The sequence below is a fragment of the Minwuia sp. genome (genome assembly GCF_048263705.1).
Classification (GTDB): domain Bacteria; phylum Pseudomonadota; class Alphaproteobacteria; order Minwuiales; family Minwuiaceae; genus Minwuia.
The window spans coordinates 213,665-226,260 of sequence record NZ_JBLXDV010000001.1; the positions used below are offsets into that span (position 1 = coordinate 213,665).

Genomic DNA, 12,596 nt, shown 5'->3' on the forward strand with positions numbered 1-12,596 from the left:
GCCACGGCATGCCCCTCACCGAAAGAGGAAACCTGTCAGGCCGTTACCAAACCGACAGTTCGGGCCAGTCGTCCGCGCCATGGGTCTGCATGTGAGAGACATGATGGCCGCGTATGACTTTCGTCATGTCCTGCGAGTCAGGAGCCGCGCTGCGTGCCGACCGGCCATCCCACGCAGCGCGGTTTCGTTCAAAGCCCCAGTACCAGCTTGGCCATGATGTTGCGCTGGATCTCGTTCGAGCCGGCGTAGATGGACACCTTGCGGTAATTGTACATCTTCGGGCCGACGCCGGAGGCCCATTCCGGGCCGATGGGCGGTTCGTTGTCGCCGAACTTCAGCGGCTGGAACGGGGACTGCTTGATGCCCGCGGCCTCGAAGGCCAGTTCCGAGACAAGCTGCTGCAGCTCGGAACCGCGGCACTTGATCATGGAGCTTTCGGGGCCGGGGTTCTGGCCCGATGACAGGCGGCCCAGCACGCGCAGTTCGGTGAATTCCATCGCGTGGATCAGGCTGTCGGCGTCGGCCATTTTCTTCCTGAAGACCGGATCGTCGATCACGCGCTCACCGTTCTCGTGCTCTTCCGAGGCGATCAGGCGCACCTTGTCCATGCCGCGCTTCAGACCCTGGCTGTAGGTGCCGCCGCGTTCGAACTCCAGCAGGTACTTGGCATAGGTCCAGCCCTTGTTGGGTTCGCCCACCATGTTTTCCTTTGGGATCTTCACGTCCTCGAAGAAGACCTGATTGACCTCCTGCAGGCCCTTCACGGGCTGATCGACAGTGATGATCGGGTCGACGGTCACCCCGTCGGCGTCCATCGGCACCAGCACGAAGGAAATGCCTTCCTGCGGCTTGCCCTCGTTCGAGGTGCGGACCAGGCAGAAGATCCAGTCGGCATACTGGGCGACCGACGTCCAGATCTTGGAACCGTTCAGCAGCCAGTGATCGCCCTTGTCCTCGCACTTCATCTTCAGGCTGGCGAGGTCGGAGCCGGACCCCGGCTCGGAATAACCCTGGCAGAAGATGATGTCGGTGGCCTGGATCTTTGGCAGGAACTCGTCCTTCTGTTCCTGGGAACCGAATTTCATGATCACGGGGGCCAGCATGCGCGGGCCGAAGGGGATGGTGATCGGTGCACCGGCTGCCGACATCTCGGCGTCATAGATGTACTTCTGCGTCGGCGACCAGCCGCAGCCGCCGAATTCGACCGGCCAGTTCGGGGTCGCCCAGCCCTTCTTGTGCAGCGCCTTCTGCCAGCGCACGTGCAGATGCTTGGGCATGTAGCCGGCGCGCGTCTTCTTCATCGCGGCGCGCAGCTCATCATCGAAATTCTCGTCCAGAAAGGTGCGAACCTCCTTGCGGAAGTCTTCGTCTTCGGGTGCGAAATTCAGATCCATCTTGGGCATCTCCCCGGGAATTTGGTTTCTGCAGCGAATGTTGCCCATTCCTACGCATGGTTCAAGGCAAACGGTTTACCGCAACGTCAGGCAAATCGGCCTGCGTGCATGACAGAGGCAGCAGGATACGGCAGTCTGACGACGGGAGGAGAACATCATGATCTATGATTTCAACATCACGGGACCGGACCGCATCATCAGCGGGATCGGCGCACTCAGCCAGCTTGGCGAGGCGCTCGATCAACGGGGCTGCCAGCGCGCGCTGGTCCTGACCGGCAAAACGCTGGCCACCAAGACCGATCTGGTCGCGCAGGTCGAGGCGGCGCTGGGCAAGCGCCATGCCGCCACTTTCAGCGGTTGCGCCCAGCATGTGCCCGAAAGCACCGCCGACAACGCCGTGCAGGCCGCCATGGATGCGGACGCGGACTCCATCGTCATCTTCGGCGGTGGCAGTCCCATCGACACGGCCAAGCTTGTGGTCAAGCGCATGAACGATGCGGGCAAGGGCGCGCCCGTCCAGTTCGTGATCCCGACGACGCTGTCAGCCGGGGAATTCACCCACGCCGCCGGTCTGACCAGCGAGAAAACACGGGTCAAGGCGGTGATCGTCGATCCGGTCATGCAGCCTGAGGTGATCCTGTACGATCCGGAACTGACACGGCCGACGCCAACGGACCTGTGGCTGACGACCGGGATCAAGGCGCTGGATCACGCCGTCGAGGGTGTCTGGTGGCCGAACTGCCATCCGTTTCTGGAAACGCTGCGGCTCGGCGCGATCGCCGATCTGCGCGCCAATCTGGCGGCGTCCAGGGACCCGGATGCGCTGGAGGCCCGGCTGGCGTGCATGCATGCCGCCTGGAAATCCATCTGGGGCCTTTTGAGCGCGTCCAGCGTCGGCTTCCGGCTCAGCCATCCGCTGGGCCACCAGATCGGCGCGCGCTGGGATGTGCCGCACGGGGTGACGTCCTGCATCGCGCTGCCCGCGGCCGCGCGGTTTCTGCACAGCCGATCGAAGGATGCGCAGGCGAAAATCGCGCAGGCCATGGATCTGCCGAGCCCTGAGGGTGCCGCGCCGGGTATCGAGGCCTTTCTCAACTCGCTCGACGTGCCGCGCAGGCTCTCGCAGACCGATGCGAAGCGCGACGAGATTCCGCTGGTGGCAAAGGCCGTATCCGAGGAACTGTCGCATCTCGGCGCACCCGACAGCGATATCGCCACGCCGGACGCGCTGACCGAACTGCTGGAGTCAGTCTGGTAGAGATCGCGGGTTCTCACCTGTTGCGGGACTACCTCGGCAGGAACAGCCGCATCTCAGTGTGTCACCCCCGGCTTGTCCGGGGGCGGCGGACGGACCGGCAGGCCCGGCGTCTGACTGATGCTCAGCAGGCCCCCCGCACGGCGGCGGCGATGACAGGCCGAGTGTATTTGTTCCGTCAGGTTCAGGGGCGATGTAGCGTCAGAGCTTGGGGAAATAATCCTCCAGGCCGCCCTCGCGCCGCACGTCCGCCGTGCAGCAGTGCAGCCCGCCGCCAAAGGCATAGGCATCGCGCAGGTCGACCGGGATGACGTTCTGGCCCAGCTTGTCGAGTTGTTCCATCTGATGCACTTCCGAGGCCTCGACGCAGACGGTCTTGGGATCCAGCACCAGCACGTTCATCGACAGCCAGGTCGAGGAATAGCAAAGCGGCGGCGGTGAATTGTGCGCGGGCCGTGCCGCGTCCACGATCTCCCAGCCGTTGCGTTCGAACATGGCACGCTGTTCGTCAGGCAGGCGGCGCTCAGGGTTGTTCAGGATCAGGCCGGGCCGGATCGGCGTGAAGGTCGCGTCGATGTGGATGGGGTAGGGATCGCCGGGGAAGTTGACCGTGTGCACGCGGTGATCGGGGAAGTGACGGCGCAGCCAGTCGATGCCCTTCAGGTTGGTGGTAAAGCCGTGCTGCACCACCAGATCCCTGCCGAAGCGCAGCACGTCGGCGGCGTCGAACAGGGGCTCCTCCTCGGTGGTGACGAAGAACTTGTCCGCCGTCCATTGCAGGCGCTTCTCGACCCCGATCTTGTCCGACAGATAGTCGGGGCGATAGTCGGCGTCGGTCAGGCGCGGCTTCGGGGCCGCCTCGTGCCGCATGCCGGGGTCCTCGTCGTAGTAGCGCTGCAGCAGCGGGCGATAGCAGAGATATTCGAACCACCGGCACCTGTACGACATGGTGGCCTCAAGGATTTCCTTGCCGACGGTCAGCAGCACGTCGCGGGGCGGCATGCAACCGAACATGGTCTCGGTTTCCCAGTCGGGCGTTGCGGTCGGCTGGTTGAAATCGAGGGGGTCGGGCCGGTCCACCCGCACGCCGCGCTTGCGCAGCATGTCGGCGAAATTGTCGAGCAGTTCGTTGGCGCGATCGACGGTCTCCTGCGGGCGCGGACCGTACTGGCCGCGCATGTCGCTGTCCTCGGGCACCTTGGCGTCCAGAGCCGGTTCCGGCGGCGGGATGCAGCAGCCATCGGCCTTGCCCACGATCACATGTTTCAGCGGATCCCACTCGTTCCAGGATTCAACGACGGTCGGTTCGGTTGCTGTGTTCATCTGCGCCACTCCCTTACGGAAGCGCTGCCTAAAGCGCCCGGCTTCGACGATCAATCGGATTCGCTTTGGTCTCGGGAAAAACAACCGGGCGACAGTCGACCGCAGCACGACATGCTGGCGGCAGTCGCGCGGCGTCAGGCTTTCTGCGCGACCTTGCGTTCGCGGTAGAGCACATATCCGCCTGAACTCACGATCACGCCGGCACCGATCAGCATCGTCATCGTCGGCATGTCGCCGAAGATCAGGATGCCGGCGGCGATGGCCCAGATCAGTTCCGTATAGATGAACGGCGCGATGGCGGAGGCTTCGGCGCGTTCGAAGGCGCGGATCATCAGGAAGTGGCCTGTGCCGCCGATCAGGCCCATGGCCGCGAAACCGATCCAGTGCAGCGGCTCCGGCGTCTGCCAGACGAAGGGCAGGGGGATCGTGGCGACCACGGCACCGACGATGGCGGTGTAGAACAGCGAGTTGATGGGCGGCGCGGCACCCCGGATCATCCGGGTCATGATCATGAAGCTGGCGTAGCAGGCAGCCATGGCCAGCGGCAGCAGCGACCAGGCCGAGAAGTTCGCCTGATCGGGCCGCAGGATCACGAAGACGCCGACGAAGCCGACCAGCACGGCCCCCAGGCGGCGCGGTCCGACCTTTTCCTTCAGGATGACCACGGACAGCACGGTCACCATCAGCGGCGCGACATAGCTGATCGCCGAGACCTCGGCCATCGGCATCATCGACAGCGATGTGAAGCCGAACGCGGTCGCCATGAAAACAAGCACCGAGCGCGAAATCTGCAGCCCCAGCTTCTGTGTCTTGAACAGCGAGAGTATCCGCGTCGGGAACAGCAGCACGATCAGCAGGACGTGGAAGAAATAGCGTCCCCAGATCACCTGCTCGACGGGATAGATCGCGGCCAGGGACTTGGCGGTCACACCCATGCCGACGAACAGCACCAGCGCAAGGCAGTACATCCCGATGCCCTGCAGGGTCGGGTCGACGATGCGCCGCGGCGCAGCCTTGGCAAGGGCGGGGACGCCGTCGGGATTGTTCAGGGTGATCTCGCTCATGAAAACAAGGTAGCGCCCTTTCGCAGGTGCACAATCAGCACCGGACGCGGCAAGCCATGCATTCAACGCATGGCTTGGAGAGGCCTCTCGAAAGGTTTTGTCAGGATGCTTCGGCCATGCGCCAGCCGTCTTCCTTCATCTGGCGCGGTTCGCCGAACAGATAGCCCTGGGCCAGCCGGATGTCGGCTTCGACCAGTTCGACGACCTGGTCCTCGGTCTCGACCTTGTTGGCGATCAGCTGCACGCCGGCGTTCGAAAGCGATTCCCGCACGCTGCCCGCCGAACGGCCGCCGTCGCGGATCAGCGGATCGGTGTCGATCTTGATGAAGCTTGCGCCCCGGCGGACCAGTTCCATGAAGTCGAGATCCAGCGTGTCCACATGGTCCGCCGACAGCCGGAAGCCGAGCAGGGTCAGCGTGTCGATGTTGGCCTTTGTCCGGCCGCTGGCGGCCAGCAGGTGCCGGGCTTCGATCTCGAACACGATGCGGTCGGCCATCTCCTGGTTGCCCGAGAGGAATTCGGCGAACTGTTCGAAGAATTCACCGTCATCCAGCGTGTAGTTGGACAGATTGCAGAAGAAGGCGATGTCGGCGAGATCCGGCCCCTTGCGGGTCTTCAGTGTCTGGATGCAGCGGAACAGCGACAGGTTGTCGATCGCGCTCGTCATACCGGCCTCTTCGGCGATCGGCATGTACTGGTCGGGCGTGATGATGCGTCCCTCGGCATCGCGCAATCGCGTCAGGCACTCGTGAAAGGCCGAACGCCGCTGCGGCAGGCGGACGACCGGTTGCAGGTACAGGTCGATACGGTTTTCCTTCAGCGCCTCGGTCGTCGCCGTCAGCAGCGCGGCGCCGGTCAGCTTTGCCGCCGGCTTGCTGTCCGCGATCGGCTGAACCGCGGCGGCGGGGGCCTTTTCGGCCCCTGTCCTGGGCACTGCCAGCCGTGCGAGCTGGCTGCGCACCAGCCGCATCTCGGCCAGCAGATCACCCTGATTTCCACCCGGTCCGATCTTGGCGATGCGGTTGTTGATGTCTTCGATGGCCTTGCTGTGCGACAGGCGTGCCCGGCGTTCCTCGTCGATGCGGCCCAGCAGATGCCGGCGTTCCATGCGCCGCGCGATGCCTTCGGCGATCAGGATACCCAGCAGCAGAACCGCCGTGCCGATCATGGCAGCGCGCTCGATGCCCGTGTCGGGAAGCACGCGATAGGCAGCGATGCTGACCGAGACGGCGAACAGCACGCTGGCGACGTGAAACATGGAAAGTGCGGCGAAAGGCATGGATCCGATGGTTTCCCTGATGCGTAAATCTCACGAATCATTAACCAAGGAACCTTTTCGTTCGGTTAACGCGGCTTTGCTGAGATACTCGTCGCCGCACCGTAGCGAAACGCCCTGAGTTGCCAGCCGGAGGAGCCGCCAGATGTCGTTCATGAGAAAGATCGGAGTCCTGTCCGCCCTGCTGCTCGCGTTTCCGGTCTTCGCCGGACCGGCACACGATTACAGCTTCACGTCGATCGACGGCACGCCGATGCCGATGGCGCAGTTCAGGGGCAAACCCGTTCTGCTGGTGAATACGGCGTCCTTCTGTGGCTTCACCTATCAGTATGACGGCCTTCAGGCGCTCTATGACACCTACCGGGACAGGGGGCTGGTAGTGCTGGGTGTGCCGTCCAACGACTTCGGACGTCAGGAGCCGGGGTCCGAGAAGGAGATCAAGGAATTCTGCGAGGTGAACTTCTCCATCGATTTCCCGATGACCGAGAAACAGACCGTCAAGGGCGACGGCGCACACCCGATCTACCAATGGATCGGTGACGAACTGGGCCGTCGGAAACTGCCGCGCTGGAATTTCTACAAGTACCTGATCGGTGCCGACGGTGAACTTGTCGCGGGCTGGTCGAATCGGGTCGAGCCCATGTCCGACGAAATCCGGCTGGCGGTCGAAGCGCAGCTGGCCAGGTGAAGGGTCGGTATCCGGAACCGGTATTTCATGGCAGTTCGTCAACCTGAGGCTTTGCTGATCAGCCCTGATTCGCTCCGCAAGGCCCCTGAATTCTGGGAATCGCAGGATGGCTTTCAGGTTTATGCGGTATGAATACTAGTATTACCGGCATAACGGTGTCATATTGCTGGCATGATGAATCAGGATCTGCTTGACCGTATCGATCAGCGCCTTCGTGCGAAGGATCTGACCGACTATCGCGCTTCGATGCTGGCTGCGGGCCGGCCGGAGATCATTCGCAACATCCGCCGCGGCCTGTCGAAGAATCCGCGGCGCGACACGCTGGAGAAACTGGCCGGCGTTCTCGACTGTTCGTTCGAGTGGCTGGCCACGGGGCGGGGGCCGGTTGAACCGCCTGCCGACATCGGTGTGGTCCCGGGCGATGGTCCCGGCCTGCCGCCGCGCGAACAGATGCCTTCCGATATCCCGGTCATGGGCACGGCTGCGGGCGGCCTGGAAGGGGCCTTCCAGATGCAGGCCGGCGAGGCCATCGACCACGTCCGCCGTCCGCCGGGCGTCGCCACAGCAGTGGATGTGTACGCGATCTATGTGGTCGGCGATTCCATGGTGCCGCGCTTCGAGGAGGGCGAACTGATCTACGTCTCCGGCAAGCGCCCGGCGCGACCGGGCGACTATGTTGTCGTTCAGACCAGCAACGCGGACGGGGAAATCACCGCCTGGTGCAAGAAGCTGGTCAGCCGGGATGCGAAGAAGATCGTGCTGGCGCAGTTCAACCCCGAAGGCACGTTCGAGGTGCCGTCCATGTCGACGGTGGCGGTGCATCGGATCCTGACGCTGAACGATCTGTTCGGCGTCTGACGGGCCTTATTCGTCCGGCGTCGGACCGGCGCCGGTGACGCGGGTCTGCCGCATGTAGCGGCGGTATCTGTCGGCGTCATAGCCCGCGCCGCGATGCAGCAGGCAGCGATTGTCCCAAATGACCAGCTCGCCGGGTTGCCAGCGGTGCGTCAGAATGTGCGCCGGACCTGTCGCGCGGGCCAGCAGGTCGTCCAGCAACGCGCGGCTGCGGGCCTCGTCCCAGCCGTCAATGACCTTCGCGTGGGAGCCGACATAATAGTTCGCCCGCCCGTTGCGCGGATTGCGCCGGACCAGCTTCTGCGGCACAGGGGGCAGCGAAGCCGCGTGCTCGGGCGTGACGGCATCGGGGGCGACCTTCGATCGCGAGAAGACATAGTCATGAATGGCGATCAGCGGATCGATCTCCTGCTTCTCGGCGTCCGACAGCCGGTCGTAGGCGGCGCGTGCACTGACAAACAGCGTCTCACCACCCTCATCGGGCACCTCGTGGACCGACATGATCGAGACCATGGACGGCACCTTCCGGAACGATGAATCCGTGTGCCACATGTTGTTGCCGGTCTGGAACACCACGCCCTTCGCCATGTTGCCGTGGCGGACGCCGTTCTCGTCGACATTGCCGATGCTGCCGAAATAGTTGACCTGACCTGTCTGGCCCAGAATGACGTGGTTCGGTTCCGGCTCGCCCAGCAAGCGCGTGAACGCGAGTTGCTGATCATCGTCCAGAAACTGGTCCGGAAAGCAGACAAAGGAATGTTCGTCGATGGCCACACGGATCGCCTCGATCTGCGGTGCGGAGAGCGGCGCTTTCAGGTCGATGCCGGTCAGCGTGGTGCCGAACTCCTCGTGCAGCGGCGCGGCATGAAAGTGTGATGTCATGGCGTTGCTCCTCCCAGAAGCCGACCGCATTTGATCATCGGACGCATCGACTTCCAAGCCTGCTGTCTGCACACTGGCATCCAGCAAACGACATGGCAGATCGCGGGGAGGCGGTAGTTTGGAAAAGATCCGTATCGAATTCACATTGTTCTCGGCCTTCTATTCGCCGCTGATCGCGACATTCGCGGGCGGCTTCCTGAAGGAGGAGGGGCTTGAGGCCGACTGGACGGTATCGCCGCCGGGCGTCTCTGCCATCGCGGCGCTGGAGCAGGGCAAGGCCGATGTCATCCAGTCGACACTGAGCCGCGGTTTCGGCGCGCTGGACGGCAACGAGAAACCGTCGGAGGTTCATTTCGCGCAGATCAACGAGATGGACGGTTTCTTCCTGACCGCGCGCGATGCGGATGCCGACTTCGACTGGAAGAAGCTGGAAGGGGCCGATGTCGTCATGTTCGGCGCAGGGCAGCCGCTGGTGATGTTCAAATACGCCTGCCACAAGGCCGGAATCGATTTCGACAAGATCAACGCGATCACGCCCGGTGGCGCGGCGGCCATCGACACCGCCTTCCGCGACGGCCAGGGGCAGTATGTGCAGCAGCAGGGCCCGTTCCCGCAGCAGCTTCAGGCCGATGGCGTCGGCCATGTGGTCGCTCAGGTCGGCAAGCAGATCGGACCCTGCGGCTTTTCAAGTCTCGCAGCCTTGCCGGAATGGCTGGAGACCGACATGGCGCGCGCCTTCATGCGGGCGTACCGCAAGACGCGCGTCTGGATGAACGAGACCCCGGCGGCGGAGATCGCCCGTGCCGAAAAGCCGTATTTTCCCGATACGGACGAGGCCGTGCTGGCCGACTGCATCGCCACCTATCAGAAGCTGGGATGCTGGACGCCGCATGTCGAGATCACACAGCCGGCCTATGAGGCGATGCTGGACATTTTCGAATATGCGGGCGGTCTGAGGCGGCGCTACGACTACGATCAGGTCTGCGCGCTCCCGCCCTCGGGCTGAACGGGAAGGCGCAGATGCTGGTCGAGGACATTCTGAAACATCCGCCGGCGGTGCTGTCCGGGGATGACCGCGACAGGTTCTTCGACGAAGGCTGTCTGGTGGTCGAGAACGCCGTCGACGCCGGCTGGCTGAAGCGTCTGCGCGACGCCATGGCGGAGATGGTGGCGCGCAGCCGCGAGGTGCGGGAAAGCGACGGCATCTTTGTGCTGGAAGACGGCCACTCGGCAGACAATCCGAGGCTGCGCCGGCTTTCCAGCCCCGTCATGCATCATCCCGAGTTCTGGGCGTTTGCCAGTGAATCCCGTTCGGCGGATATCGCCACCGATGTCTGCGGCCCCGACGTGAAGTTCTATCACTCCAAGCTGAACTTCAAATGGCCGGACGGCGGGCAACTGTTCGACTGGCATCAGGACATTCCCGCCTGGCCGCACACGGACTACAGCCCCGTGACCGTGGGGATATATCTTGAGGACTGCGGGATGGAGCAGGGGCCGCTGCGCGCGATCCGCGGCAGCCACAAGCCGCCGCTGCATTCGATGTACGACCGGCAGGGCAACTGGACCCTGCGCATCCCAGAGGAAGACCTGCCGGTGGGCTGGGAGGACGATGTGGTCAGCCTGACCGGTGCCGCCGGTTCAGCCGTCCTGATCAACTGCCGCGTCATCCACGGCTCTCAGGCCAACGTCAGCCAGCGGATGCGACCGATGCTGCTGAACGTCTACAGTTCTGCCGACAGCATGCCCTATGTGACCAACCCGATCCCCAGCCCCTACGAAGGGGCCATCGTCCGGGGAAAGGCCGCGCGTTTTTCGTGCCACGATCCGCGCGGTTGCGAACTGCCGCCTGACTGGTCGGGTGGCTATGGCGGCCCCTGGAAACACCAGCAGGGGCAGAGCGTTACGGGATCGGATTGAACGGTCAAACGCACAGGCTGTCACCCTCGCCTCAGTGCGGGGGCAACGGACGACCGAGCGAACGCGAAGGTTCAGAACGGCCCCCGGATAAACCGGGGGTGACAGTCCGCGAGTCGGCGATTCAGCGAAAGACGGGACGGCTCTGGGGCGTCCCAACATTTGATTGAAACGGTCGAACGCACCGGGTGTCACCCCCGCCTGCGTGCGGGGGCAACGGACGATCGAGCGAACGCCGCGATTCAGAAAGGCCCCCGGATAAACCGGGGGTGACGGTCCGGGAGTCGGCGGGTCAGCGAAAGACCGCACGGCCCCGGAACCAGTGCGCGCTTATTTCTGCTGGACGGGTTCGATCTCATATTCGGCCTTCTTCCAGTCGCCGAAACCGCCGCCGATGTGACAGACGTTCGTCAGGCCCAGATCCTGCGCGACCTTGGTTGCCAGGGCCGAGCGCCAGCCCGCCGCGCAATAGAAGACAAACTTGTTGCCGGTCTTGAAGACGTCCTTGGTGTAGGGGCTGTCGTCGGCGATCCAGAATTCCAGCATGCCACGCGGGGCGTGATAGGCGCCGGGAATCTTGCCCTCGCGCCAGAGCTCACGCACGTCGCGGATATCGACGATGGTGTAGCCATCCTTGCCGACCAGTTCCTTGGCTTCTTCAACGCTGATCGTCTCGACCTCGCTCATGGCGTTGTCGACCATTTCCTTCATCGTGGTAGGCATTCTCATGATCTCCCCGGTTTGTGTGAAGCCCCCGGGCCGACGCCCGGGGGTCAGTCGTGCAGGCGCGCGGCACCGATCAGTTCGGCACGCTGCCTTCGATACCCTCGACATAGAAATTCATGCCGAGAAGGTCCTTGTCCGATGCGGTCTCGCCGTCCTTCAGCCAGACCGAACCGTCCTGCCTGTTCAGCGGACCGGTAAAGGGATGCAGCGTGCCCAGCGCGATGGCATCCCTGGCCGCGTCTGCAAGCTTGCGGACATCGGCGGGGACCGCGTCGCCATAGGGCGCGAAGGCCACCATGCCGGACTTGATGCCGCCCCAGGTGTCGCCGGCTTCCCATGTGCCGTCCAGCGCGGCCCTGGCGCGGGCCACATAGTAGGGTGACCAGTCGTCGATGATGGCGGTCAGCTGTGCGTTCGGGCCGAAGCGCGCCACGTCGGAGGCCTGACCGAAGGCGTGGATGCCCTTCTCTTCGGCCACCTTCATGGCGGCCGGACTGTCGGTATGCTGCATCAGGATGTCGGCACCCTGATCGATCAGGGCCCGCGCGGCATCGGCTTCCTTGCCCGGATCGAACCAGGTGTTCACCCAGACGATCTTGAACTGAACGTCCGGATTGACGGACTTCGCGGCCAGATAGGCCGCATTGATGCCGCGCACCACTTCCGGAATCGGGAAGGATGCAATGTAACCGACGGTGTTGGTCTCGGTCATCTCACCCGCGATCAGCCCGATGACATAACGGCCCTCGTAGAACCGCGCGGAATAGGTCGCGACATTGTCGGCCTGCTTGAAGCCGGTCGCGTGCTCGAATCTCACGTCCGGGAATTTCTTTGCGACCTTCACCGTCGGATTCATGAAGCCGAAGGAGGTGGTGAAGATCAGGTCATTGCCGCCCTGCGCGAGTTGGCGGATGACACGCTCGGCATCCGGCCCGTCGGCAACGCTTTCCACAAAGGTGGTTTCGACCTGGTCGCCCAGTGCTTCCTCGATGGCCTTGCGGCCCTGATCATGTTCGTACGACCAGCCCAGATCGCCGACCGGGCAGCAATAGACGAAACCGATCTTCAGCTTCTCCGCCGCCTGCGCGGGAAGGGCCAATGCCGCGGCCATGACGGCTGCCATGACGGGGACGGCGACGCGTTTGAACATGATGTCTCTCCGTAGCGTGCGAATGGAACTGATCCGATTGAGTAGCGGTCTGAGCGTCATGGTCAA

At 63.6% G+C, this 12,596-nt stretch carries 12 protein-coding genes; 5 read left to right on the top strand and 7 right to left on the bottom strand.

Going from position 1 to position 12,596, the window contains the following annotated elements; all coding sequences use genetic code 11:
• Nucleotides 1-188: 188 nt before the first annotated feature.
• On the bottom strand, nucleotides 189-1,394 hold the full coding sequence (locus tag ACN0X7_RS00940; RefSeq protein WP_417513147.1) for an acyl-CoA dehydrogenase family protein: 1,206 nt from the start codon (nucleotides 1,392-1,394) through the stop codon (nucleotides 189-191).
• 157 nt (nucleotides 1,395-1,551) lie between these two features.
• Here ACN0X7_RS00940 and ACN0X7_RS00945 point away from each other — a divergent pair, with 157 nt between their 5' ends.
• Nucleotides 1,552-2,652, top strand: a complete 1,101-nt coding sequence (locus ACN0X7_RS00945) for an iron-containing alcohol dehydrogenase (RefSeq protein WP_417513149.1) — start codon at nucleotides 1,552-1,554, stop codon at nucleotides 2,650-2,652.
• Nucleotides 2,653-2,850: 198 nt separating this feature from the next.
• On the opposite strand, the gene ACN0X7_RS00950 is transcribed toward ACN0X7_RS00945, so the two are convergent.
• The 3 genes from ACN0X7_RS00950 to ACN0X7_RS00960 form a co-directional block, all read right to left on the bottom strand.
• Nucleotides 2,851-3,972 (bottom strand): serine/threonine protein kinase, encoded by a 1,122-nt coding sequence (locus tag ACN0X7_RS00950; protein ID WP_417513151.1) that lies wholly within the window; start codon nucleotides 3,970-3,972, stop codon nucleotides 2,851-2,853.
• A 134-nt stretch (nucleotides 3,973-4,106) separates the two neighbouring features.
• Nucleotides 4,107-5,036, bottom strand: coding sequence for a DMT family transporter (locus ACN0X7_RS00955; protein WP_417513153.1), 930 nt, complete (start codon nucleotides 5,034-5,036; stop codon nucleotides 4,107-4,109).
• Nucleotides 5,037-5,136: 100 nt separating this feature from the next.
• Entirely contained in the window at nucleotides 5,137-6,315 is a 1,179-nt protein-coding gene (locus ACN0X7_RS00960; RefSeq protein ID WP_417513155.1) for an EAL domain-containing protein, read from the bottom strand.
• Nucleotides 6,316-6,457: 142 nt separating this feature from the next.
• On the opposite strand from ACN0X7_RS00960, the gene ACN0X7_RS00965 reads away from it, so the two are divergent.
• Complete coding sequence (locus tag ACN0X7_RS00965) at nucleotides 6,458-7,000, top strand: glutathione peroxidase (RefSeq protein ID WP_417513157.1); 543 nt, start codon at nucleotides 6,458-6,460, stop codon at nucleotides 6,998-7,000.
• A gap of 171 nt (nucleotides 7,001-7,171) precedes the next feature.
• Nucleotides 7,172-7,858, top strand: coding sequence for a S24 family peptidase (locus tag ACN0X7_RS00970; RefSeq protein ID WP_417513159.1), 687 nt, complete (start codon nucleotides 7,172-7,174; stop codon nucleotides 7,856-7,858).
• Between the two features lie 6 nt (nucleotides 7,859-7,864).
• On the opposite strand, the gene ACN0X7_RS00975 is transcribed toward ACN0X7_RS00970, so the two are convergent.
• Entirely contained in the window at nucleotides 7,865-8,737 is an 873-nt protein-coding gene (locus tag ACN0X7_RS00975; RefSeq protein WP_417513161.1) for a TauD/TfdA dioxygenase family protein, read from the bottom strand.
• A gap of 118 nt (nucleotides 8,738-8,855) precedes the next feature.
• On the opposite strand from ACN0X7_RS00975, the gene ACN0X7_RS00980 reads away from it, so the two are divergent.
• Nucleotides 8,856-9,743, top strand: coding sequence for an ABC transporter substrate-binding protein (locus ACN0X7_RS00980; protein WP_417513163.1), 888 nt, complete (start codon nucleotides 8,856-8,858; stop codon nucleotides 9,741-9,743).
• Nucleotides 9,744-9,757: 14 nt separating this feature from the next.
• A complete protein-coding gene (locus ACN0X7_RS00985) occupies nucleotides 9,758-10,657 on the top strand; it encodes a phytanoyl-CoA dioxygenase family protein (protein ID WP_417513165.1) in 900 nt (299 codons plus the stop codon).
• A gap of 327 nt (nucleotides 10,658-10,984) precedes the next feature.
• On the opposite strand, the gene ACN0X7_RS00990 is transcribed toward ACN0X7_RS00985, so the two are convergent.
• Both ACN0X7_RS00990 and ACN0X7_RS00995 read right to left on the bottom strand, forming a co-directional pair.
• Nucleotides 10,985-11,377 (bottom strand): rhodanese-like domain-containing protein, encoded by a 393-nt coding sequence (locus ACN0X7_RS00990; protein ID WP_417513167.1) that lies wholly within the window; start codon nucleotides 11,375-11,377, stop codon nucleotides 10,985-10,987.
• A gap of 76 nt (nucleotides 11,378-11,453) precedes the next feature.
• Nucleotides 11,454-12,530: a BMP family ABC transporter substrate-binding protein gene (locus ACN0X7_RS00995; protein ID WP_417513169.1), complete on the bottom strand. Its 1,077-nt coding sequence runs from the start codon at nucleotides 12,528-12,530 to the stop codon at nucleotides 11,454-11,456.
• Nucleotides 12,531-12,596: the final 66 nt, after the last annotated feature.